Raw genomic sequence first — 23,454 nt, forward strand, 5'->3', positions numbered from 1 at the left:
ATGGTCAGCGTCGCTCGGACGGTCCGGGCGCTAACGTATCCTCGAGGAAATTATGGCTGAACTCCCTGCTAAGCGTCGTTTTACCCGTATTGATCGCCTGCCCCCTTATGTTTTCAATATTACCGCTGAGTTGAAAATGGCGGCCCGCCGTCGCGGTGAAGATATTATTGATTTCAGTATGGGTAATCCCGATGGTCCGACACCACCCCATATCGTTGAGAAAATGTGCAGTGTCGCGCAACGTGAAGACACCCACGGCTACTCAACCTCTCGGGGTATACCGCGGCTGCGTAGGGCCATTTCCAACTGGTACGCCGAGCGTTACCAAGTGGATATTGATCCTGAAACTGAAGCTATTGTCACTATCGGTTCGAAAGAGGGGCTGGCTCATCTGATGCTGGCGACACTGGACCACGGTGATACAGTATTGGTGCCGAATCCTAGCTACCCGATTCATATTTATGGTGCGGTGATTGCAGGGGCGCAAGTTCGCTCAGTCCCATTGACCGAGGGCATTGATTTCTTCTGTGAATTGGAACGTGCGATTCGTGAAACCATTCCTAAACCGAAAATGATGATCCTCGGCTTCCCGTCTAACCCTACAGCACAATGTGTGGAGCTAGAATTTTTTGAACGGGTGGTGGCGTTAGCGAAGCAATACGACGTGCTGGTGGTGCATGACTTGGCCTATGCCGACATTGTATATGATGGTTGGAAAGCGCCGTCAATCATGCAAGTGCCTGGGGCAAAAGACATTGCGGTTGAGTTTTTCACCTTATCCAAAAGCTACAATATGGCCGGTTGGCGTATTGGTTTTATGGTGGGTAACCCGGAATTGGTTAATGCGCTGGCTCGCATCAAAAGCTATCACGACTATGGCACTTTTACTCCGTTGCAGGTGGCGGCAATTGCTGCCTTGGAAGGGGACCAACAGTGTGTTCGTGATATCGCTGAAAAATACCGCCAGCGGCGTAACGTGTTGGTGCGTGGGTTGCATGAGGCTGGTTGGATGGTTGAAAACCCCAAAGCGTCGATGTATGTCTGGGCGAAAATCCCAGAGCCTTACGCCCATTTAGGCTCACTCGAGTTTGCCAAGCGCCTGTTGTCTGAGGCAAAAGTCTGCGTTTCGCCGGGGATAGGATTCGGTGATTACGGTGATACTCATGTCCGTTTCGCCTTGATTGAGAATCAGGACCGGATCCGTCAGGCGGTGCGCGGAATTAAGAGTATGTTTCGTACTGATGGTTTGCTGAAACCGAGTAAAGCGGTTTCAGGTGACGGTATCTAACCCCGCGCTTACCATCAACTAAATAGCTAACTCTCTATTCTGATCGGCGACCCACGCTGTCCGGTCAGAATAAAGTACCTTGTGTTCAAAACGTTATCCGCCCTCCTTAATGTTTTCTTCATCTATTTTGCACCATACTGATTATTAACTTGATGAAGTCAGTGGAGCACCACAATGAGAAATCGCTATTCACTCCCCCAAATAACCCTGCACTGGCTGACGCTAGTGATGATCATTCTGACTTATGCCGCCATGTTACTCAGTGACACGGTACCGGATGAAGATCGTACATTAGTGAAAAATCTGCATTTCAATTTTGGTATTTCTGTCTGGCTACTGATGTTGGTACGACTGTGGTTGCGCCAGCGCAATATAACACCAGCGATCACCCCAAGGTTACCTAACTGGCAGTTGTTAGGGGCGCAGATTATGCATTGGGGTCTGTATTTAATGTTCTTATCATTACCGGTGCTGGGGGTGTTGGCTCAGGCTTATGGTGGGAAAACCTGGTTCTTGCTGGGGTGGCAGGTACCGCAGTGGGTAACACCGGATGATGTCGCGCGTGGTTATCTTAAGCAGACTCACGAGCTAATTGCCAATTTAGGCTATTTTGTGATTGGCGCTCACGCACTGGCCGCGCTTTATCATCACTATATTCGCCGGGATGATACATTACGCCGAATGATGCCAGGAAAATGATAAAGGGCGCGAATGCGCCCTCTATACGATGTCAGATTGTGGATGGTTCGAGTTAATATTACTCGACCATCATCATGAAGGTGCCAACCCAAACCACCAACATAATAGAGATACCCATAAAGAAATATTTCACTGAACAACTCCCCTTGGAGCTACCTCGCCAGTAACGATCCAAATTGCTGTGCTACGTTTACCCTTGTTACTTAAAATTACAGTGGTGTTCGCTACGCTCACTCACCCGAGTCACTGATTGATGTCAGCTTGTCGGTATCAACTCACGTTCTGCCTGACTGTAATGCCAAGTTCTTTGGGTATTAAATGTGGACGAATCACGTTTTTAATCAATGGTAGCCATTTCATCACAACTGGCCAGCTATCAATCTGAGATACATCCGAATTGTCGTGCCAGCCTGAGCTAACTCAGTGGTATACGACAGGATCGGGCTAATGTAATCCCAACAGGGAGAAACTTTCAATACTGTAATTTTATGCATTAGATCACGTTTTCGTATATAAACCGCAAATATTGTGAGCCAATGCATTGAAGTGTGAAGCTATTAACGTTTTTTTAAATTATCGCTAAATAACAATTTGTTACTCTCTTGGTTACAATCTAAGCCAATCTGGTCGAGGTCCAGACAATCAGCTTATTTTTTTTACCCCGATATTGGCCTCAAAGCCCAGTAAATACAGGGCTTGTTCCAGTGCTTCAACCTTGGAAGCGTAGTACACATCCAGCAGGCGATCCATCTGTGCGGCATTCAAACCGAGCTTGCGCGCCATATCTGCTTTGCGGGTATTGGTGGTTAACATGGCATTGTGTAATTCAGCTTTCAGTCGCACCAGAATGGGCACATGAACTGCAATATCACCCGGTTGCAGCGCTGAGGGGGCGGGGACGGGGCGGCGCTCTTCCATTTCTGCTGCAATACCATTCTTAATACCGTCCTGTGCTTCCAGTTCAATATCCTCCTGAGAGTAGGTCACTGATTCCAATTCAGGGAAGTCGCGATACTGGATGTGGTACTCGCCGCTGGCTTCATCAAGGGCATAATGGGCTGGGTAATGGAACACGGTGTCACTCCTGTGGGGTACAAGCTACTAAAGGTAGTGGCATTGTACTGACATCAGCAGGTCGGGGTTACTTATTTAACGTAGTAGCACTTTGATTCAATCGGCCATTTTGGGTGATGTCAGCCGCATTTCCAGCGCCCTTGCCGGGCATCTGAATGCACACTCACCGCAGCCATCGCACTGCGCTAAAGCCAGTGTCGGCGGCTGGTGGGGCTGCCACACCAAAGCCTGTTTATCACAGTAATCGGCGCAACTGTCGCAGTAGATATAGGTATTTTGACAGATGTTTTCTACGCGAGGGTGCGCCGTAATATGGTAGGTAGAGGGTGATAAAGCACCGGTTTGGCAAGCAGTGGTACAGGCCAGACAACGGCTGCAATATTGGGTAGAAAAATCCAACTCAGGCCGTTGATCGACCATGACTATCAGATGCTCGCCGCAGACGTGCATGCAGGCTTCACAACCCGTACACGTTTGCGTGAAAGCACTTTCAACAATGGCTCCCGGTGGCCTGATTGCGCTCCCCGATGGGAGGGTAAGTGGTTGTTGGCGGGCGCTTTTTAGCAAGCCACGAAATAGCCCACGGCGACTGATGGTGCGGTTTTCCAGATACGCCTTGTAGTAGCGCTCGTCTTTTATCACCGAAATAGCTCACGGGGCTGAGGAAATAGGCCCAGTTCAGTTTGTAAGGTTTTCAGGTAGCACTCGGTGATTTTTGCCAGCAACGGATATACCTGATACTCGGTTTGGCTGTTGGTTACCAGCTCAAGATAGCGATAGGCCCACGGCAGTAAATGCTCAGTGAGCAGTGCTAGCGCGGCTTTATCCGATGGGGGCTTAGTTGTCGGCTGCTGTTCAATTAAATGAACCCATGCCAGTAACATGAGGCCAAATTGATCTTCCGGTTCACGTATCGCACTTTGATTTACCAACCCGAATGTTGACAGGAATTGGCGATATTGCAGGGTGCTCGCCCCCATCAAGATATTTTCTTTATCCAGATAAACAGACCCCCAAGGTGGGGCGGGCATTTCACCTTGTCCCTCAAACAAAATCGAGAAATCATATTCCAGTTGTTCGGGTTGGATACTCGGCATCTGTTGGCAATATCGTGCAATTTTAGCCTGATTCGGCCACGGAAAAATCTCAGCAATCTGTGGCAGTAGTGGCCAAAGGCGCTGTACGGTATCGGACTGTGGTGGATAGTAAAAACAGGCACCTAAAATCCTCGGCAGAGTGGTGTTCAGTAACATCAAAATTTTCTCTCTTCAGGTCCAGCTATCTCAATACGGCTTAGCCGCAGGTATCACGGCTAAGCAGCTATTTGTCAGTAGGCCAATAGAATCAATATGTTAATTTACATTGGCACTTGCCAGAGATTGTAGAAAGCGATACGCCCGGCCAACTCACCGATAACCAGCGCCGAGGCACTGACCGCGAGCGTAACCCGAGGGATCCTGTCTTTCAGTAATGCTGCGGTGGCAACAAAGATACCGAGCGTTAGCAGCAGAATTTGAATTCCCCAGAACAGCCCCTGTTGGCTACTCAGCTCCGCTGAACTTTGACCCAGAAAGCTGAGGTAACCTGGTTTATTCACCAAGGTCACAATGGCACCGACCAACACGGCTGATGCGCCAAGCTGACGAGCGCCGGTCAGAATAGCGCAAGCGCCACCGCCAACCAGTACCGTCATCCACAGTTGTAGCGAGGTATACGAGGTATCCCAATTAGGCACGGTTGTCAGTTGATAAACTTGGGTGATTGACCAGGCGAAGGCCAGGCCGAAGATAACCGTTGCCACATTGCACAGCATTGCCAGTAATGTATTTTTGGCTATGGTTGAGAAAAATACGGTGCCACAGGCCATGGCGACAAACAATCCACTGAGCACTATCTCATTACTCATCGGCGAGCGACCAACACCCAATAGCATGGTGGCGGCGCGCAATGGTTGCCCAACATGCAGTGTGCCAACGATCAGGCCTACCATCATCAGCATCAGACCGATGATATTGGCTTGTTTGAGTTGTAGTGGCGTGGTCATACCGAGTTTGTGACTCAGTAGCACCAGTGCAAACAACCCGACAGCGGTTTGCCCCAGTACGGTAAAAAACACCAAGGGTAATTCATGCATTTTATACCTCCGCCGGATTTTGGATGCAGCCTGATGTATCACCGGATGGCTTGGCATCACGGTGGCTTCTGATAACCAGATTGGGGTGTGTCAGATGCGCGTGCGGCAATGGCGCAATGGCATTCTCTTCACCGTATTTATCCCTCAATAGCGTGATTTCATCAAAATCTAACGCCCGCTGCGGGCAGGATTCGACACAAACTGGCTTATCACCTGCGGCAACCCGCTGATAGCAGCCATCGCACTTGGTCATTAGTTTCTTCTTGGCATCAAATTGCGGCGCACCATACGGGCAGCGCATCTCGCAATAGCGGCAGCCGACACAGAGATCCTGATTAACCACCACCAAACCATCTTCTTCGCGTTTATGCATGGCACCGGTTGGGCAACCCGTTACGCAGGTAGGTGATGAGCAGTGGTTACAGGCGATAGAGAGGTAGTAGTTAAAGACATTTTGTACCCAGATATTGTTCTGCTGAGTCCAACTGCCGCCGCCATATTCGTAAACCCGACGCAGCTTCGGTCCGAGATCCAACTTCTTCTCATCCTTGCAACTGATTTGGCAGGTCTTACATCCGGTGCACTTGGTGGAGTCGACAAAAAAAACATATTGCTTCATTATTCAACTCCTTATATACGTTTTACTTCAACGAGGTTGGTGTGTTGTGGGTTACCTTTTGCCAGTGGTGACGGTCGCAGTGTTGTTAAGGTATTGATACACCCTCCCACATCAATGCCGTCCTTATTGGTATTTCGCCATGCCCCCTGCGGCACGCTAATAACCCCCGGTAACACCCGTTCGGTAACCTTTGCTGCAATACGCATGCGGCCTCGGCTGTTAAAAATTTCGACCATATCCCCTTGTTGGATACCGCGAGGCTGGGCATCAATGGGGTTAATCCAAAACTGATGTGGTACCGCTTCCCGCAGCATGGCTACGTTATAATAAGAGGAGTGGGTATGGCCTTTGATATGGAAGCCTGTCATCTGCAAAGGGTAGTTTTTCATGGTTTCTACATCGCTAACACCTTCAAAGGTTGGGCAATATTCAGCGACAGCGGTAATGCGATCACCGGGTGCCAGTTGCCACTCTTTTTCCAATGTTGCCAGCGCTTCTGAGTAGATCTCAATTTTGCCAGACGGGGTTTTCAACGGGTGGTTCACAGGGTCATCACGGAAATCTTTTAACGCGATATATTGACTGCTGTCGGCATAAATACGATCGATGATGCCTTGGTCGTTGGTCTGTTCAAAAGGTGGCAAGGCGGGGTTTTTCTCACGCATTTTGTTATAGCTGATTTCAATCCATTCTTGCTGGGTATGGCCTTCGGTAAAGGCATCGCCAATTCCTAACTTGGTGGCAATTTCGGCTAACACATCATAAGACGGGCGGCACTCCCACAGCGGCTCGATCGCATTTTGCAACCGCGTGACGTAGTGATAAGCCCCACTAGCGTAGGAGTTATCAATTAAATCATTTGATTCAACTGAGGTGACATCGGGCAGTAATAAATCAGCATATTTGGCAGAGTTGGTCATGTGGTTTTCCCACACCAAAATAAACTCGCACAGTGATTCATCTTGTAAAATGCGGTGGGTTTTATTCAGATCAGAATGCTGATTGCCGATAACATTACTGGCGTAGTTCCACATAAACTTAATATTGGTATCAAGTTTATCTTTATTCTTCACATGCGCATTTTTCGCTGTCATTTCAGTGCCACGAAAAATAGCATCTGTCCACATAAAGCAGGGAATAGCAGTCTTCACTGGGTTCGGAATACTGAATCCCGGCACCGGATATTTCACATTCCCGCCCCAGGCTCCAGTATTGGTTCCGGCGCGGCCAATATTACCAGTCATCAATGGCAACATCATAATGGCGCGTGCCGCCTGCTCGCCATTAGCACTGCGCTGAATCCCCCAACCTTGTGATATCCATGCTGCACGGGCATTTCCCAACTCACGGGCTAATTGAATAATCTGTGTCGGTGCAATGCCGGTTATCTCACTGGCCCATTGCGGTGTTTTTTCTACCCCATCGTGGCCGTTACCTAAAATATAATCTTTGTAAGAGCTATTGGCGGGGGCTGAGGCGGGTAGTGTTGTGGCATCCCAGCCGACACAATATTGTGCCAGGAAATCTTCATCAGTCAGATTTTCTTTAATTAATACATGTCCTAATGCGGCCACCAGCGCGGCATCGGTACCTGGGAAGATGGGGATCCATTCTGCGTTGAGGGTCGTTACGCTGTCTGTCATGCGTGGATCGATAATAATGACTTTGGCTTTGCTTTGCCCCAGAGCATGAACGGTTTCGATATATTGCCCGCCGCCCGACATCCGAGTCTCTGCCAGATTATGACCAAACATAACCACCAGGTCTGAGTTTTTAATTTCATCCAGCAAAGTTTCGTCTGCATTGCCATAGATATACGGCATTACCGTATTTATTTGGGCGGTGGAATAAGTACCGTGTTGATCGAGAAAACCACCCAGCAAGCTCAGCATTCTTTTACAGGCATTGCGGCCTTGTAAATTAGCGCCGGTCGAACCAGAACCATATTGATAATAAATTGCTTCGTTGCCGTATTGTGCAATGGTTCTTTTTAGATTATCAGCCACAATAGTGGTAGCTTCATCCCAACGAATACGTTTAAATTTACCTTCGCCGCGTTTGCCAACACGCAGCATGGGATATTTGACCCGATCCGGGTTATATGTTTTCCATCTTACCGATCGGCCACGTAAACAGGGGCGAATTTGATGCTCACCAAAGGTAGAGTCATCATAAATTGCTTCATTAGCAATCTTAATAATTTCGCCATTTCTCACATGCACTTTTAGTGGGCAGCGGCTACCGCAGTTGACCAGACAAGCACTGTATTTAACGGTTTCCTCTGTTGTTGCTGCGTGCTCTTCTGGCGCGGCATGTACTGAAAAAGGAAGGGTGATAGAACCGGCAATAGCCGCAGCCCCGGTGACTGCGGCGGATGTTTGAATAAATTCACGGCGGCTTAGTGAGCCGGTGATAGGTCTTTTATTGTTATTCATCGACATTACCTTTGCGGAGGACACTTTTTTAATGAAAATAAGAAAATTAGGGTTGAGCGGCAATGTCTCACCTTAGGAAATAACTTGTTACTTTTATATGATGTAAATCAATTAAGACGATATAACGGAAATATCGCGCTGTTTTTTGTGAGTGAGGCGAAGGTTATTAATAATTTACCGTAAGATATTAACCATTCCCTATACATAAAATTAATGTATTTATATAAAGTTAGTAGTTGTAATAAAGAATCAATCTCAAATGACCGGGTGCTGTTATTATTTCCATTATTTTATGGGTTAATTTAATTTATCTTTATGATCTTAAGAAAAGTCTTAATAAAGCAACGGCTGTTTTTACCGCTATTCTTTATCACCATAACGGCAATGGTTGGTGGTATTAACCCTAACTAAATAATGGCTAAAATGACATGCTGATCTATTTATCCAGATAAGAGGAGATCTGCATCACGATTCTTATCTCTTCCAGCTTGCAGTCGTGCATTAACATGGTAGTTTACTGAATAGTTGGATTGTTACCGTCAATGGCGGGCAAAACCTGATTGAGTAGCATGATGAATGCTGCTGAGTCGGGTTTTTTTGTTTTCAGGGCTAAAGCATGCAAATCGCTAAAATACTTAACAACAATGTAGTTATTGTTCTCGATCAGCATGGTCAGGAACAAGTCATTATGGGACGTGGTCTTGGCTTTCAAAAACACCCAGGTGAATCGCTAGATAACACATTGATCGAAAAAGTGTTTGCTCTAAAAGACAATGAATTGGTTTCGCGGCTGAGTGAGTTGCTAAGCTGTATTCCATTAGAAGTAATGATTGCTTGTGACTGTATCATCACGCAGGCAACGGCAAAACTGGGTAAGTTGCAGGATAACCTCTACATTTCGCTGACTGACCACTGTTTCTATGCGATTGAGCGGCATAAACAAGGTTTGGATATAACGAATGGATTGCAGTGGGAGATTCGTCGGTTGTATCCCAAAGAGTTTGCCTTGGGTCGTGAAGCCTTGCAGATTATTAAACAACGCCTTGGGGTGCAATTGCGTGAGGATGAAGCTGGATTTATCGCGCTCCATCTGGTGAATGCTCAGTTGAAGGGTGAAATGCCTGAAGTAATGCAAGTGACGAAGGTAATGCAGGAGATACTGCATATCGTGAAGTACCAATTTAAGCTGGAATATGATGAGGACGGGCTGAGTTATCACCGTTTTGTTACCCATCTGAAATTTTTCTCACAGCGAATGTTGGGCCGTAATGGGGTCACCAGTGATGATGATTCCTTACACGATGCAGTGAAAGATAATTATGCCGAGGCTTACCGCTGTGCGGGTAAGATTCAGCAGCATATGAAATTGCAGTATCAACAAGATTTGAGCAAAGAAGAGCGGATGTTTTTGACTATCCATATTGAACGCGTTCGCCGGGAAAGTTTTAATCTGCCAGATTAAATGATTTAAAAGGGAAGGGTTCTAAGTAGTAAGAGAATTTAGCCAAACTGGATTGTTACTGCTTCGGCAGGCAAAACCTGAATGTACTTGTGTCGCTGGGTCGCGGTGCGGAGTGCGTTTAGGTTTTTTTTTGCCCGAATTTTTACCTGTATAAACAAGAGTGTTACCGAAGGAAAACACGATGCAATACACAACGGTCGCCAGCGAGATCCTCGCCGGAGTAGGGGGGCAGAGTAATATTAATAGCGTAGTACATTGCGCTACCCGTTTACGCTTTAAACTCAAGGATATGGCGCGGGCTGATGCCCAAGCGCTGAAAGATAATCCTGGCGTTATTATGGTAGTGGAAAGTGGTGGCCAGTTTCAGGTGGTTATCGGAAACCATGTTAGTGAGGTCTACCAGGCGTTAGTGAACCAAGCGGGGTTGGCTGATGCTGAAGAGCATGATAACAAGTCAGGTAATCAAAAAGAGAGTTTGTTCAGTCACTGTATCGATATCATTTCGGGTATTTTCACCCCCTTGCTCGGTGTATTGGCCGCCTCCGGTATTCTTAAAGGTTTTTTGGCACTGAGTGTTGTTTGCGGCTGGTTACAACCCGACAGCGGCAGCTATACAATTTTATTTGCTGCCAGTGACTCACTGTTTTATTTCTTCCCACTGGTATTGGGTTATACCGCAGGTAAGAAGTTTGGTGGCAGTCCATTTATTACCATGGCGATTGGTGGTGCATTAGTACACCCCTTGATGCTCGCTGCATTTAACGCAGCCGGGCAACCTGGGGCTTCTGAGGTCTATTTCCTTGGTATTCCGGTCACATTTATCAATTACAGCTCGTCGGTTATCCCTATCATATTAGCGGCTTGGGTTAGTAGTCGGTTAGAAAAAGGGTTTAACCGGGTGTTACACAGCAATATTAAGAACTTTTTCACGCCATTACTGTGTCTGGTAATAACCGTTCCAGCCACCTTTTTACTGATTGGCCCGCTGGCAACCTGGCTTAGCCATTTATTGGCGTCGGGGTTCCAAATTATCTATTCGGCTGCTCCTCCTGTTGCCGGTGGTGTATTGGCCGGGCTATGGCAGATTTGCGTTATCTTTGGGCTGCACTGGGGTTTGGTCCCTTTGATGATAAACAACCTGAGTGTACTGGGCTATGACGCCATGTTGCCGCTGTTGTTACCCGCAGTTATGGGGCAAGTGGGGGCCACGCTCGGTGTCTTTTTACGTACTCGCGATGCAAAAATGAAGGGGCTGGCTGGTTCGGCATTTACTGCGGGGATATTCGGTATTACTGAACCCGCTGTTTATGGGGTGACCTTACCGTCGAAAAAACCGTTTGTTTTTGGCTGCGTAGGCGGGGCGATAGGGGGTGTCATCGTCGGTTTCTGCCAGACCCATGTTTATTCATTCGGCCTTGCCAGTATCTTCTCTTTTGCCCAGATAATTCCCGCTACAGGTGTCGATGCCAGCGTATGGGGCGCCATTATTGGCACCCTGATTGCGTTGATCTTTGCTGCCATCAGCACCTTCTTTTTTGGCCTGCCAGCGCCTGTTGCCACCGCAGAAACAGAGGATTTGTCTCACACCTCATCCATCACCGATAACCACAGTGGTATGGGCGAAGTGATATTCAGCCCGATCAGTGGTGAATTGTTAGCGCTAGCGGATGTCAGTGACAGTATTTTCGCCAGTGGTTTATTGGGGGCGGGAATTGCGATTATTCCACAACAAGGGCGGGTCGTGTCACCGGTTAATGGCGTTGTAGCGTCACTGTTTAAAACCCGCCATGCGATTGGCATTGAATCTGATTCTGGTGCTGAGGTCCTTATCCACGTTGGTATTGATACCGTCAAACTCGATGGCAAATATTTTACCGCTCATGTTAAAGCCGGTGACCGGGTCAGCGCAGGTGATTTACTGCTGGAGTTTGATTGTGCGGCGATTACCGGAGCAGGTTATGACCTGACGACGCCGATAATTATCAGCAACAGTGAAAATTATCAGGATGTCCTGTGTGCTAAAGGCACCTCTATTACTGAGCAAGCCCCGTTATTAACCGTAATTCGTTAATACTGATTTAGGAGAAAACCGATGAAACATGCATTTCCAGATAATTTCCTTTGGGGCGGTGCGATTGCCGCTAATCAGGTAGAAGGGGCTTATCTTGCTGAGGGGAAAGGGCTATCTACCTCTGATTTACAACCCCATGGTATTTTTGGCGATATCATTCCCAGGGTGAGTGGTGACAGTTATGTCAAAGATCTAGCTATCGATTTTTATCATCGCTACCCAGAGGATATCGCACTATTTGCTGAGATGGGGTTTAAATGTTTGCGGATATCCATTGCCTGGACACGTATTTTCCCACAGGGCGATGAGCAGCAGCCTAATGAGGCAGGTCTGGCATTCTATGACCGTGTATTTGATGAAATGGCGAAATATAACATTACGCCATTGGTGACATTATCCCACTATGAGATGCCTTACGGGCTGGTTAAGAATTATGGTGGCTGGGGTAATCGTAAAACAATTGGTTTCTTTGAACATTATGCCCGCACCGTGTTTCAGCGTTATCAGCATAAGGTTAAATTGTGGCTGACATTTAATGAGATCAATATGTCGCTGCATGCGCCATTCACCGGAGTAGGATTAGAGCAAGCAAGCAGTAAGAGTGCCGTGTATCAGGCTATCCATCACCAGTTGGTTGCCAGTGCCAAAGCGGTTGCTGCATTGCATGAAATTATCCCTGATGGCCGAATCGGAAATATGCTGTTGGGTGGGCTGATGTATCCACTAACTTGCAAGCCTGCCGATGTATTGGAAACATTACAGCAGAATCGTGAATGGCTATTCTTTGGCGATGTGCAGGTTCGCGGTTATTACCCCTCTTATATGGCTCGTTATTTTAAACAGCACGGCATTAGTGTTGAAATTACTGCTGAAGATAAACTGGCATTAAAACAGACTGTCGATTTTATCTCCTTCAGTTATTACATGAGCGGCTGCGTGACCGCCGATGAAGAGTTAAACCGTAAAGCCCGAGGTAATATTCTTAGCATGGTGCAGAACCCGCATCTGGCCAGCTCGGAATGGGGGTGGCAGATCGATCCTGACGGGCTGCGTATCTTGCTCAATGAATTATGGGATCGTTATCAAAAACCCCTGTTTATTGTTGAGAATGGGCTGGGAGCGAAAGATAAGCCGGATGTTAATGGCCATATTGAAGATGACTATCGCATTGAATATCTCAATGACCATCTGGTCCAGGTCGGTGAGGCTATCGAAGATGGCGTTGAGGTGATGGGATATACCAGTTGGGGGCCGATTGATTTGGTTAGCGCCTCAAAAGCTGAATTATCCAAACGTTATGGTTTTATTTATGTCGATCGCGATGACAGTGGTAATGGCACATTGGAACGCCGTCGTAAGAAGAGCTTCTATTGGTATCGCGATGTGATTCAGAGTAATGGCGAGGCATTGAAACGCTAATAGCGACGTTTGTATGTTGCAGTGATATAAGCAGCTCTCAACTGTTTTGCCTCACTGCAACACGACTTATTTTTGGGGAAGTACCGAGTATTTATTATTAGATGTGCGGGTTATTCTAAAAATGGAAAATAATGAAACCAACGGGATCTTTATAACGGGGTCTCTGGTGCTCCCGGAGCGACTGATCCAGGTGGCTATCGTTACCATAATAATACTTGGTTCTTTTACAGTGGATTCAATCAGCAGGTAACAAAACATCAGGATGACGCCAACCGTGGTTTAAGTGTGTTTTACAGCATGTCGTTGGCGGACCAACGGACCAATTGCATGCATTACGCTACCTCCGCAGGCATCCGTTATCGCGGCTTATTTGATAGCCGCCCACAAGATTGGTTGGGATTCGGCGTATCAATGGTTAAACTGAGTGATTATTATAAAGATAATCAACGCTATCTGAATCAAATCAATAATGTTTCTGATTATAATAATCCACGTTACTCTCCAATAGCTGGGTATTCGGTTGCTGCCGAACTGTATTATCGTTTCCGTGTCACTTCATGGCTGGAATTACAACCCGATCTACAATATTGGCACTCACCAGCAGGGGTAAGCCAAACGCAAGATGTATGGGGAACCGAATTAAAAACAGTTATTACATTCTAAATTTCGCCTGTATTGCAGATAATACGGCTATGACGTGGTGCTTTAACTGGCACCACGTAAACTGTTACGCTATTCTCCATCGAGTATTATATTGTAGAGAATCAGCGTGATGTTGAATATGAAAAACAGATTCGATGGTAACAACATCTTAGGTGAAAGGAATATTCACGCAGTTTTTGAACTGAGCTTATTACTGAAAGCAATCTTAGCCGTGATGGAGATTATCAGCGGTATTTTAACCTATTTTGTGACGCCGCAGTTTTTGCTAAATATTCTGCATCGCATCACGCAAGTTGAATTTATTGAAGACCGTGGCGATGTGGTAGCCCATTATTTACTGCATGCGGCACAAAATCTCTCAATCAGCAGTCTGCATTTTGCCGCATTTTATCTGCTCATCCACGGCGTGGTTAAGTTGTGGGTCATTATTGGATTATGGCGCAAAAAACTGGGTTATTATCCGGCGGCAATAGTCATATTCAGCTTATTCATTATCTATCAACTCTATCGTTATACCTTCACTCACTCGGTGTTATTGATCGTAATAACTGCGCTGGATGTGGTGGTTATTGTGTTGACGTTGCTGGAGTATCGAAGATTACGCCAGCAGCATAAAACCCCTTAGCCAGATGAAGGCCATACTGAGCAATGCGAACCAAAAACCAAGGTTGTAATGCCCTGTGAGGTTACTCAGTTAGCAAAAATATGCGCTTGGCCAATAATTGTCAGGTCAACCATTAAACCGATACTTATACCTTCGCGGCTGATGGTTTTAACCTCTACCGTTTCATTACTTTCAACCAGATATAGGGTGAGTGTTGAGATAAAACCCGCAAAATCAATATTGATAACCTTAGCCAGACAATGAGTGGTGTAGTGATGATCTGCGGGCAAAGGGGTGATAGTAATCTGTTCTGGCCGTAACATAATCCGGCTCAATCCATGGCGTTGCTCATCATCAACCCTGACGCTGCCCAGTGCACAATCAGCCCATCCGGTATCAATATTGGCGGAAAGAATCAATGTTTCGCCAAGGAAAGTCGCTGTCGGTTCATCAATCGGTCGCAAATAGAGTTCTTGCGGCGGGCCAACATGCGCCAGTTTACCCGCCCGCATTACCGCGACTTGCGAGGCAAATGATAATGCTTCGGTTTGATCATGTGTCACTAAAATGGAGGCAATATTTGCCTGTGCCAACAGTTCAGCCACCGCTTTGCGCGTTGAGGCGCGTAAGGCGGTATCCAGAGCTGAAAAAGGTTCATCCAACAGCATCAGTACCGGCCGCTGTGCTAACGCTCTGGCGAGAGCGACCCGCTGCTGTTGCCCACCCGAAATCTCATGGGGCCAAAGTTGTGATAACCGCCGATCCAGTGCGACCATCTCCATCAGTTCATCAATTCGGCGGGCTTTGTCCTGCTTGGTCCCTGTTAGTCCATAACCAATATTGCCCGCGACGGTAAAGTGGGGGAACAGCGCACCATCTTGCGGTACAAAACCAATCCCTCTTTTGTGCGCTGGCACGTGGGTTGAATTGTCGAATACCGGATGACCTTGCAGAATAACTTTACCGTGATCGGGGGTTTCGAACCCGGCAATAATCCGCAACAACGTGGTTTTGCCTGAGCCGGATGGCCCAACAATTGCGGTGCGACTGCCGGCGGAAACCTGCAAGTCAATTCGGTCTAATACGGTAACAGACTGGAAAGACTTACCGATTTGCTGAAGTTCAAGCGTGCTCATAATCCTGCCGTACGTTGCGATTGAGAATAAAGAAGCCAGGTTAGCGGCAGAGATAGTGCCACCATCAGCAGTGCATAGGGTGATGCCGCGACATAATCAATTTCACTGGTCAACGCCCAAAAACCAGTCGCCAGTGTTCGGGTGCCGTTCGGGGCCAGTAATAGTGTGGCGGTCAGCTCATTGGAGATAGCGAGGAACACCAGTGCCGCCCCGGCAGCGGCGCCAGGAGCAGCAAGGCGCATGGTGGTGCTCCATACGGCTTGAGTGGGTGTTTTGCCCAAGCTGCGGGCCACGTTTTCCAATTCGACCGGGGCGGTCGCAATCCCGGCCCGTAAACTGATTAAAGCGCGTGGGGTAAACATCAATAAATAAGCCAGCAAAATAGTGAATTCTGTTTGATACAGCGGGCGAGCAACACGGATAGTGATGGTCACCAGCGCCAGCGCGACCACGATACCGGGCAGCGAGCTGGTGACATAATTACAGCCTTCCATCACACGGTGCAAGCGCCCCGGATAGCGCACCGATAGCCATGCCATGGGGACGGCACACAATGTAATAATAACCGCACCGCTCAGTGCTAATGCCAGTGTTTGCTTCAAGGCTGGTAGCAGTTCAGGATTCAGCCACACATCAATTCCACCAATATAGAGCCAGCGGGCCAGCGTGATAAAGGGCACGCCCAGCGAGAGTGCAGTGAGTACCAATGGCAATAACAGACACAGTAGTGTGATGGTTGTACCCATTGAATATGCAGTTTGGCGCCTGGCGCTACCGGAGCCGACCCGAGCATAGCGGTTGTAGCCACGGCTGGTGGCTTCGATTAACAATAGCCCCAGGCAACATAACGCCAGAACCCCTGCCAACATATTGGCCGCCGGACCATTAAACGTGGATTGAAATTGGTCAAAAATAGCGGTGGTAAAAGTATCGAAACGGATCATGGCATACAAGCCATATTCCGCTAATAGATGCAGCGCAATCAGTATCGAACCGCCCCATACGGCTAATTTTAGTTGCGGCAGAACCACGCGAAAGAAGACCACTGTTGGGGGACTACCCAATGATGATGCTGCGTCTTCAAGGCTGGGATCAAGGCGGCGTAATACAGCGGATGCGGGCAGATAAATAAAGGGGAAATAGGCAATTACTGAGATAAACACGCCAGCGGCAAGGCCATGCATTGATGGCACCAGACTAATCCATGCATAACTTTGTACAAAAGCCGGTACGGCTAGCGGTGCAATAGCCAATAGTGACCAAATCCGCCTGCCGGGCAGGGCCGTACGCTCGGTCAGCCATGCCAGTGCAACGCCAATAATGGCACAAAGCGGTAAGGTAAAGAGCACCAGGAGCGCGGTGTTAATCAGTAGTTCGCCCACGCGGGGGCGAAAAACCAGGGCTTTGACTGTTGGCCAACCGGTATCAATAGCGATACCAATAACAAACCCTAATGGCAGCAGGGATAGCAGTGACAACAGAATCGCAATAGCCACAATCCCAAACCCCGGGCGATGGTTATACTGCCGTTGGGCTGCCTTATGCAGTGGAACCGATACAATATCGGTGCTTATATTAGCCATAATAGTCAAGGCGCTCGGCTTGTTAAATACCCGTCGCCATAGTGATGTGACGGGCTAAAAATGCATTCTATCAGTCGGTTGTCCTTATTACAGCAGACCGGCTTCAGTCATTAACTCAACCACTTTTTTACTGTTGAGTTTAGACGGCTCAACGTTCGGTGCTTGCAGGTCTTTCAGTGGCACCAATTTAGGGTTTGAAGCGGCATCGACACCAACGACATACTCAAATGCGGTGTTGGTACGCAAGATATCCTGGCCTGATTTGCTGGTGATCCATTTGACGAATTCCTGCGCTTGTTTCTGGTGCTTACTGGATGCCAGAACACCGCCGCCGGAGATACTCACAAATGCGCCAGGGTCTTGATGTTTGAAATAATGCAGTTTGGTTTTACCGCTGTTCTCACCTGTTTTGGCTTGATCGACGAAACGGTAATAGTGATAGATAACTCCGCCATCGATTTGGCCCGCATTCACCGCTTTCATCACGGTGCTATTACCTTTGTAAGCAGTGAAGTTGGTTTTCATGGCTTTTAGCCATTCCAACGTGGCTTTTTCGCCTTTCAATTCCAGCATGGCACTGACAATGGCCTGGAAGTCGGCACCCGATGGTGAGGCAGCCCAACGGCCTTTCCATTCAGGTTTTGCCAAATCCATAATGGATTTAGGTAATTCGGCTTCGCTGATTTTATCCGGGTTATAGACAAACACGGTGCTACGAGCCGCAATACCGGTCCAACGACCATGTTCAGGGCGATACTCTTTCGCAACCTGTGCTTGTGTGGCGGCATCCAGTGGTGCGAACAATTTGGCGTTATCGACCAGCACCATTGCCGGCGAGTTTTCAGTCAGGAAAACGTCGGCGGGAGATGAGTTGCCTTCCTGAACCAGTTGATTACCTAACTCGCTGTCGCCGCCATTACGCAGAGTCACTTTGATGCCGGTATCTTTGGTAAAACCGTCAACCCAGGATTTCACCAGATTTTCGTGTTGAGCATTATAAATCACGATACCTTCATCATTTGATGCGGCATTGACGGAGAACGCCAGCATCATTGAGGAAGCCAGTAGGGCGACAGGGCCGAAAGAGGGGAAACGTAACTTCATAAACTGAGATCCTTTTAAAAGCTCAAAGAAGAAAACGAGATTGTCAGGCAACCGCAAAACAGAGCAATTGTATAGAAAGAAATTAACAATGATAGTGAAAATCATTCGCGTTATTTGCTACCAAATGTTTCATTTTCAGTACTATTTTTTGTATGGGTAACTCGGTTCATAATAAAAAATCCCAGACAAATGCAAGCCGGGATTTTTTTACCTGCCAGTCAACTCATCAAGTCCACTTCCTGCCAGGCGGTTTCTTAGCCAGCATCATCTCAATAAAATCAGTGGACTGCTGCTTACGGTTCGGTAACTTACAGGTTTTGCGCAGTGTCTGTATAATTTCCGCCACTGGTAGTGTGGGCAGCCAACATCTATATGGATGAGGTGCATCCAGGCAAGAAAATCGCTGATTTGTCCGAACCTGATAAGAGAATTATTAGTGCGATTAGTACCTTAACTGCCGGTATCCTGGGTGGCTTAAGTACTGATAGCAGCACCGGCCTTCTCATCGGCGCGCAGGCTGGGAAGAACGCGGTGGAGAATAACTCGCTGAGTGGTGATGCGGCGCGTGAAACAGTTAAACAGGTGACGGCCAACCTGAAAGATCAGGTCAGGGATAAACTTGGTGAAGGGACATTGTCTGCTATTGTTAACAGCATTATCGGTGCGGCGGCAGATAGCGGTGATGCGTTATTAGGTGGAGCGGATTACGGTGCTGATGCGGCGATGGCGCTCACCTCATGCGCCATGGGAGACAGTTACTGCACTCAGGCATTGAACGATCTGGCGGGTAAAAATCAGGCAGCGGCAGATACGCTGAAAGCCCTGATGAAGAGTGAAACCTGGTCAGCGGTTGCAGGACAGGTGAAAGAAGCGGCTCAAGGTAACCAGCTTGCTCTGGAAGCCACAGGTGGAATGCTGGCAGGTATTCTTCTACCAGGCAAGAAACTACCTGATGGTGTTGCTGGTAAGGCCGAGTCTATTGCTGCTGATATAGGCAAAACTGGTACTGTATTTGATTCTATAAAAGGGACCCAGCCTGTTTACCCTGGTTCTGTTATACCGAAATCTTTTGAAATGACACTACCTAACGGTCAAAAAGTGTGGGTACATGGCAATGCTACAGAACACATGGCAGAATATGCGGCATCTAAAGCCGTAACTAATACGCCAGAGGCGGTCAGACTTGCCAGCCAGACAGAACTCAGAAGTTTTCAAGCTGCGTTAGATACCGCGACAAAGAACGGTATGTCATATGGGCGTATAACAGTCGATGGTTGGCAACTGGAAATCAAACCTCCGCGTGCTGCTGGTGAGTTGCCAACAGTCATTCATGCTCGTTATCTAGGGGCAAATTAAATGGATATAGAAATTACAAGTCCGATCAATATCACATTGGACGTAATAGAACTTGATGAACATATTCCATCATTGAAGTTTAATCTGGCGATTCAAGTAGATAAATTTAGTTATAGTTTGAATGTCAGTTCCCAGGTATGGCTTGAATGCCAATGCTTTGATGAATTTATCGACAATATACGGAATGATGATATAGCCCATCTTAAAGATATGAATGGATGTTTTGAGTTGATTGTAAATCCAGTTTTAGGATGGCTTGAATGGTCATGTGCTAAAGAAGATCTGCATGGATATACCACAGTATCAAAAGGCAGAGAAAAGTTAACGGACGATGCGAAATCTGCAATATATGCAGCGTTTAATGATTATCCTAAATGGTGGTGACTGTTAGATCAGGTCTAAGCTACTACAACTAAAAGTAGCAACTCCAGCCTTGGCTGGGGGTTACTACTTCTAAGCCCTAAATCCCCACACTTCCCGCCGCCACAACCGAATAACACCGGGCGCGGCGGTCACCTCCAGTTGTTCCGCGTCAGTGATCCCAGAATCGGTGATCCAATCCCTACCGATAATCACCTCGCCGTTCTCCCGCACCCAATCCGCCCCCAAATCTTGCCGGTCTTGGCTGGCTTCGCACAGCGCGTCCCAGGTGGCGTCGTCGGTGACGACAGTGATCCAGAGCTGGTGATGTTGGAGCGTCAGTTGCAGCGGTAAAACCGAGCTTGGCCAACGTCACGCTTTCGATCGTCAGTTCAGGGATCGGCTCAGGGGTAAAAGTGATGTTCATACATTCCCCTCCGTGGCGGGCGCGGTGCGGATAATCAACTGGCCGTGTTCGGGGGTAACAGTAACGTGCTAGCCGGTAGTAAATCCCAAGGCTTCCTGCCACTTACCGCTTAGGATAAGTTTAGGCTGAGGGTGCTTTTTACCGCCACTAGGTAAATAATACACTGTATAATCATTGGCTTATGTTATTTTTCTTCAGTTGCTGCCTGTTCTGACTTACAATCACGCTTAGCCATAGTACCTGTTGTATGATCAACTGACCCAGTTCTGTGATCACTTCGATCTTCTGCCTGGTGGTAAATCTGAGCGGCTCCAGTCATCTTTCCTTAATCGCCAGTTGTGGCCGTGGGTTCTGATTTATAAATGCATCGTACCTCCTTTATTGTTCGAATTTTCCTGTTTGTTCGTGGCAGACAATGACTTAACATAGCTATCACTTTTTTGTATGGTTTATGGGTATTCGATGCGCTACTTGGCTATTATTGTTCCCTTACTTACGTTGCTCTCTGCCTGTAGTAGCAAACCGACACCTCCTGTTGCTGCCGAGCCATCGGCGGGCCTGATACAGAGCGGTTTCTTGCTTGAGCCGCAACATGTGGGGCATTTGCAAAACGGTGATTTTGCTTATAACGCCGACACAGCCCGATTTGTTGACAAAATGGTGCGTGAACACGGTTTTGAGCCTCAACAACTGCATGATGTATTAGCCCAAACTAAAAAACTGGATTTTGTTATCCGCTTGATGGATAAACAAGCGCCATCGGCAGGCCGTCCTTCCGGCCCTAATGGTGCGTGGAACCGCTATCGCAAACAGTTTATTACCCCGGATAATGTGCAAAACGGTGTTAACTTCTGGAACCAACATCAAGAGGCGTTGCAACGCGCCTATGAGGTTTACGGCGTGCCACCAGAGATTATCGTCGGAATCATTGGGGTTGAGACTCGCTGGGGCCGGGTGATGGGTAAAACGCGCATCATTGATGCCCTGGCAACACTCTCCTTTGCTTATCCACGCCGTGCTGAGTACTTTTCTGGCGAGCTGGAAACCTTCCTGTTGATGGCTCGTGCGGAGGGTAATGATCCGCTCAGCTTGCGGGGGTCTTATGCGGGCGCGATGGGGTACGGCCAATTTATGCCATCGTCATTTAAAAGCTATGCTGTTGATTTTAATGGTAACGGCCACATCAATTTATGGGATCCGGAAGATGCCATCGGCAGTGTCGCTAACTACTTCAAATCCCATGGCTGGACCAAAGGTGCGATGGTCGCGGTGCCCGCTAATGGGCAAGCGCCGTACCTTGATAATGGCTTTAAGACGAAATACCCTATCTCGATGTTATCTGCCGCAGGGCTAAGCCCGTCTGGTTCGCTAGAGGGTTATCAAGAGGCCAGCTTACTGCGTCTGGATGTCGGCACCGGTTATCAGTATTGGTACGGGTTACCCAATTTCTACACGATTACCCGCTACAACCACAGCACCCATTACGCGATGGCGGTATGGCAGCTAGGTGAGGCAGTAGGCAGGGCACGTTCAATACAGTAAATGGTGAGTGAAAGGCGTTGCCGACGGTTAGCGTCGTTATGGCAAGTAGTAAAAGGGCCACATGTTACGATGTGGCCCTTTTCTATTAGTGGTTGGTGCTTCTTACAACAGGTGTGAAATATCATCTGGATTAACGGATGGCGGCGATTTACGCCAGCCGCGAGTCAGCCACAGCAAGTAGATAAAGCCTGCCAATAGCCACAATAAGCCGACTTCAAGCGCCCGTTGCTCAAGGTGAACCCACAGCCACACCGACATGACGAATCCCATCATGGGTAATAGCCCGTACTTAAACATAGCCGCAGTACCGCGGCGTTTCTCATTGATAATAAAATGTTTTATCACACTCAAATTAACAAAGGTGAAGGCACCGAGGGCACCAAAGCTTATCATCGATACCACTAAGTTCAGGTCAAGGAACAGGGCCAGCAGCGAGATGGTGGCAACGAATAAAATGGCCCGCCACGGTGTGTGGAATTTGCGATGCAGATGAAAGAACACTTTGCGTGGCAGTACACCTTCACGCCCCATGGCATAGAAAATACGTGACACACTGGTCTGCGCGGTCATTGCGGAGGCATAAACGCCGGTCAAATAGGTGGCCATAAAGAAGTTATACATCCACTTACCACCGACATGCTCGGAGATAATCAGGCTGGCGGTATCCTGATGTGGAATCAACAATTTCCAATCGGGATAGGCCAAATGGGCAGCATAGGAAACGGCGATAAAAATAGCACCGGCGCTGATCACCGTAAAGAGAATGGCCCGTGGCAGAGTGCGTTTGGCGTCGTGCGCCTCTTCGGCCATAGTCGCGATGGCATCAAAACCGAGGAAGGCCAAACAGAGCACTGCCGCACCAGAGAGTAACCCGGATAGGTCACCGGCATTCACCAGAAGTGGCTTCATTAACGCTTCCGGGCTTAAATCGGCCTGACTGAAAGAGAGCGCAATAAATAATATGATAAAGACCATCTGTGCTGCGATCAGCGAGAAATTAACTGAGGTGAGTAAACGCACACCCAGAATATTAAGCAGACTGACACTGATGATAGACGCAATAATAAATACCGGAGCGGGAATAGCCGGAAATGCCTCATGCAAGAAAATGCCTAAAACTAAATAATTAAGGATTGGCAGGAACAGATAATCCAAAATTTGCGCCCAACCCACCAGAAAACCGGTTTTCCCGCCAAAACTACGCTGAACATAGGAATAGGCGGAGCCAGACAGCGGCATGGCGCTGGTCATCCGGCAATAACTGAGGGCGGTAAACAGAATGGTGGCAACAGTCACCAGATAGGCAACGGGCAAATGCCCCTGACTTAATACGGTCACCTGTCCATAGGTAGTGAATACGCCTAAAGGCACCATATAGGCAAGCCCGAAAGCGACCAGCGCGGGGGTTTTAAGCACTCTGCGCAACTGAATATTTTGTGGCATTACCGTATCATCTCCTGGTGAGAAAAAGCACCGTT

The 23,454-nt window shown here is 47.9% G+C and carries 20 protein-coding genes and 3 pseudogenes; 10 read left to right on the forward strand and 13 right to left on the reverse strand.

Annotated elements, in window-relative coordinates; all coding sequences use genetic code 11:
- The first annotated feature begins 52 nt into the window (after positions 1-52).
- Both alaC and V1953_RS06085 read left to right on the forward strand, forming a co-directional pair.
- Complete coding sequence (alaC, locus tag V1953_RS06080) at positions 53-1,288, forward strand: alanine transaminase (protein WP_083163481.1); 1,236 nt, start codon at positions 53-55, stop codon at positions 1,286-1,288.
- A gap of 174 nt (positions 1,289-1,462) precedes the next feature.
- Entirely contained in the window at positions 1,463-1,987 is a 525-nt protein-coding gene (locus V1953_RS06085; RefSeq protein WP_083163483.1) for a cytochrome b, read from the forward strand.
- Positions 1,988-2,045: 58 nt separating this feature from the next.
- Here V1953_RS06085 and ypdK read toward each other — a convergent pair whose 3' ends face one another.
- The 7 genes from ypdK to V1953_RS06120 form a co-directional block, all read right to left on the reverse strand.
- Positions 2,046-2,120: a membrane protein YpdK gene (ypdK, locus tag V1953_RS06090; protein WP_098057507.1), complete on the reverse strand. Its 75-nt coding sequence runs from the start codon at positions 2,118-2,120 to the stop codon at positions 2,046-2,048.
- A 509-nt stretch (positions 2,121-2,629) separates the two neighbouring features.
- Entirely contained in the window at positions 2,630-3,061 is a 432-nt protein-coding gene (locus V1953_RS06095) for a hypothetical protein (protein ID WP_042568372.1), read from the reverse strand.
- A 96-nt stretch (positions 3,062-3,157) separates the two neighbouring features.
- Positions 3,158-3,703, reverse strand: a complete 546-nt coding sequence (locus V1953_RS06100; protein WP_372569423.1) for a 4Fe-4S dicluster domain-containing protein — start codon at positions 3,701-3,703, stop codon at positions 3,158-3,160.
- Positions 3,700-4,314 carry a TorD/DmsD family molecular chaperone gene (locus V1953_RS06105; RefSeq protein ID WP_372569422.1) on the reverse strand — a complete coding sequence of 205 codons (615 nt, stop codon included), beginning with the start codon at positions 4,312-4,314 and terminating at the stop codon, positions 3,700-3,702. Before V1953_RS06105 ends, V1953_RS06100 begins: the two co-directional genes overlap by 4 nt.
- A 104-nt stretch (positions 4,315-4,418) precedes the next feature.
- Positions 4,419-5,195 (reverse strand): dimethyl sulfoxide reductase anchor subunit family protein, encoded by a 777-nt coding sequence (locus V1953_RS06110; protein ID WP_442850753.1) that lies wholly within the window; start codon positions 5,193-5,195, stop codon positions 4,419-4,421.
- A 1-nt stretch (position 5,196) separates the two neighbouring features.
- Positions 5,197-5,814 (reverse strand): DMSO/selenate family reductase complex B subunit, encoded by a 618-nt coding sequence (locus V1953_RS06115; protein WP_442850754.1) that lies wholly within the window; start codon positions 5,812-5,814, stop codon positions 5,197-5,199.
- 11 nt (positions 5,815-5,825) lie between these two features.
- Positions 5,826-8,249, reverse strand: coding sequence for a DmsA/YnfE/YnfF family dimethyl sulfoxide reductase (locus V1953_RS06120; RefSeq protein WP_442850755.1), 2,424 nt, complete (start codon positions 8,247-8,249; stop codon positions 5,826-5,828).
- 616 nt (positions 8,250-8,865) lie between these two features.
- Between V1953_RS06120 and licT the strand changes: the two genes are divergently transcribed.
- The 5 genes and pseudogenes from licT (at position 8,866) to V1953_RS06145 (ending at position 14,489) form a co-directional block, all read left to right on the forward strand.
- Positions 8,866-9,711 carry a BglG family transcription antiterminator LicT gene (gene licT, locus V1953_RS06125; protein ID WP_083163501.1) on the forward strand — a complete coding sequence of 282 codons (846 nt, stop codon included), beginning with the start codon at positions 8,866-8,868 and terminating at the stop codon, positions 9,709-9,711.
- A gap of 181 nt (positions 9,712-9,892) precedes the next feature.
- Positions 9,893-11,782 (forward strand): PTS beta-glucoside transporter subunit IIABC, encoded by a 1,890-nt coding sequence (gene bglF / locus V1953_RS06130; protein WP_442850756.1) that lies wholly within the window; start codon positions 9,893-9,895, stop codon positions 11,780-11,782.
- A 21-nt stretch (positions 11,783-11,803) separates the two neighbouring features.
- Positions 11,804-13,201, forward strand: coding sequence for a glycoside hydrolase family 1 protein (locus V1953_RS06135; protein ID WP_372569417.1), 1,398 nt, complete (start codon positions 11,804-11,806; stop codon positions 13,199-13,201).
- 138 nt (positions 13,202-13,339) lie between these two features.
- Positions 13,340-13,864: pseudogene (locus V1953_RS06140) on the forward strand (carbohydrate porin); the annotation flags it as partial.
- A 109-nt stretch (positions 13,865-13,973) separates the two neighbouring features.
- On the forward strand, positions 13,974-14,489 hold the full coding sequence (locus tag V1953_RS06145; protein WP_083163509.1) for a DUF2127 domain-containing protein: 516 nt from the start codon (positions 13,974-13,976) through the stop codon (positions 14,487-14,489).
- 65 nt (positions 14,490-14,554) lie between these two features.
- Here V1953_RS06145 and V1953_RS06150 read toward each other — a convergent pair whose 3' ends face one another.
- The 3 genes from V1953_RS06150 to V1953_RS06160 form a co-directional block, all read right to left on the reverse strand.
- Positions 14,555-15,604 (reverse strand): ABC transporter ATP-binding protein, encoded by a 1,050-nt coding sequence (locus V1953_RS06150; RefSeq protein ID WP_083163511.1) that lies wholly within the window; start codon positions 15,602-15,604, stop codon positions 14,555-14,557.
- Positions 15,601-17,187, reverse strand: a complete 1,587-nt coding sequence (locus V1953_RS06155; RefSeq protein ID WP_442850757.1) for an ABC transporter permease — start codon at positions 17,185-17,187, stop codon at positions 15,601-15,603. Before V1953_RS06155 ends, V1953_RS06150 begins: the two co-directional genes overlap by 4 nt.
- Before the next feature lie 87 nt (positions 17,188-17,274).
- Positions 17,275-18,291, reverse strand: a complete 1,017-nt coding sequence (locus V1953_RS06160; protein ID WP_442850758.1) for an iron ABC transporter substrate-binding protein — start codon at positions 18,289-18,291, stop codon at positions 17,275-17,277.
- Between the two features lie 447 nt (positions 18,292-18,738).
- Here V1953_RS06160 and V1953_RS06165 point away from each other — a divergent pair.
- Both V1953_RS06165 and V1953_RS06170 read left to right on the forward strand, forming a co-directional pair.
- Positions 18,739-19,647: pseudogene (locus V1953_RS06165) on the forward strand (VENN motif pre-toxin domain-containing protein); the annotation flags it as partial.
- Complete coding sequence (locus V1953_RS06170) at positions 19,648-20,031, forward strand: hypothetical protein (protein WP_372569416.1); 384 nt, start codon at positions 19,648-19,650, stop codon at positions 20,029-20,031.
- Positions 20,032-20,100: 69 nt separating this feature from the next.
- Here the strand turns inward: V1953_RS06170 and V1953_RS06175 are convergent.
- Both V1953_RS06175 and V1953_RS06180 read right to left on the reverse strand, forming a co-directional pair.
- Positions 20,101-20,434: pseudogene (locus tag V1953_RS06175) on the reverse strand (hypothetical protein).
- A 68-nt stretch (positions 20,435-20,502) separates the two neighbouring features.
- Positions 20,503-20,598 carry a hypothetical protein gene (locus tag V1953_RS06180; RefSeq protein WP_420073283.1) on the reverse strand — a complete coding sequence of 32 codons (96 nt, stop codon included), beginning with the start codon at positions 20,596-20,598 and terminating at the stop codon, positions 20,503-20,505.
- A 298-nt stretch (positions 20,599-20,896) separates the two neighbouring features.
- Between V1953_RS06180 and mltB the strand changes: the two genes are divergently transcribed.
- On the forward strand, positions 20,897-21,976 hold the full coding sequence (gene mltB / locus V1953_RS06185; RefSeq protein ID WP_193784804.1) for a lytic murein transglycosylase B: 1,080 nt from the start codon (positions 20,897-20,899) through the stop codon (positions 21,974-21,976).
- 102 nt (positions 21,977-22,078) lie between these two features.
- On the opposite strand, the gene V1953_RS06190 is transcribed toward mltB, so the two are convergent.
- Positions 22,079-23,419, reverse strand: a complete 1,341-nt coding sequence (locus V1953_RS06190) for an APC family permease (protein WP_083163522.1) — start codon at positions 23,417-23,419, stop codon at positions 22,079-22,081.
- Positions 23,420-23,454 lie beyond the last annotated feature (35 nt).

The sequence above is a fragment of the Yersinia sp. 2541 StPb PI genome (genome assembly GCF_052217145.1).
GTDB classification, from domain to species: domain Bacteria; phylum Pseudomonadota; class Gammaproteobacteria; order Enterobacterales; family Enterobacteriaceae; genus Yersinia; species Yersinia enterocolitica_E.

Coding starts and splice junctions, on each gene's coding strand:
- alaC (WP_083163481.1), top strand. CDS start 53: ATGGCTGAACTCCCTGCTAAGCGTCGTTTTACCCGTATTGATCGCCTG.
- V1953_RS06085 (WP_083163483.1), top strand. CDS start 1,463: ATGAGAAATCGCTATTCACTCCCCCAAATAACCCTGCACTGGCTGACG.
- V1953_RS06105 (WP_372569422.1), bottom strand. CDS start 4,314: ATGTTACTGAACACCACTCTGCCGAGGATTTTAGGTGCCTGTTTTTAC.
- V1953_RS06110 (WP_442850753.1), bottom strand. CDS start 5,195: ATGCATGAATTACCCTTGGTGTTTTTTACCGTACTGGGGCAAACCGCT.
- V1953_RS06115 (WP_442850754.1), bottom strand. CDS start 5,814: ATGAAGCAATATGTTTTTTTTGTCGACTCCACCAAGTGCACCGGATGT.
- V1953_RS06120 (WP_442850755.1), bottom strand. CDS start 8,249: ATGAATAACAATAAAAGACCTATCACCGGCTCACTAAGCCGCCGTGAA.
- licT (WP_083163501.1), top strand. CDS start 8,866: ATGCAAATCGCTAAAATACTTAACAACAATGTAGTTATTGTTCTCGAT.
- bglF (WP_442850756.1), top strand. CDS start 9,893: ATGCAATACACAACGGTCGCCAGCGAGATCCTCGCCGGAGTAGGGGGG.
- V1953_RS06135 (WP_372569417.1), top strand. CDS start 11,804: ATGAAACATGCATTTCCAGATAATTTCCTTTGGGGCGGTGCGATTGCC.
- V1953_RS06145 (WP_083163509.1), top strand. CDS start 13,974: ATGTTGAATATGAAAAACAGATTCGATGGTAACAACATCTTAGGTGAA.
- V1953_RS06150 (WP_083163511.1), bottom strand. CDS start 15,604: ATGAGCACGCTTGAACTTCAGCAAATCGGTAAGTCTTTCCAGTCTGTT.
- V1953_RS06155 (WP_442850757.1), bottom strand. CDS start 17,187: ATGGCTAATATAAGCACCGATATTGTATCGGTTCCACTGCATAAGGCA.
- V1953_RS06160 (WP_442850758.1), bottom strand. CDS start 18,291: ATGAAGTTACGTTTCCCCTCTTTCGGCCCTGTCGCCCTACTGGCTTCC.
- V1953_RS06170 (WP_372569416.1), top strand. CDS start 19,648: ATGGATATAGAAATTACAAGTCCGATCAATATCACATTGGACGTAATA.
- mltB (WP_193784804.1), top strand. CDS start 20,897: ATGCGCTACTTGGCTATTATTGTTCCCTTACTTACGTTGCTCTCTGCC.
- V1953_RS06190 (WP_083163522.1), bottom strand. CDS start 23,419: ATGCCACAAAATATTCAGTTGCGCAGAGTGCTTAAAACCCCCGCGCTG.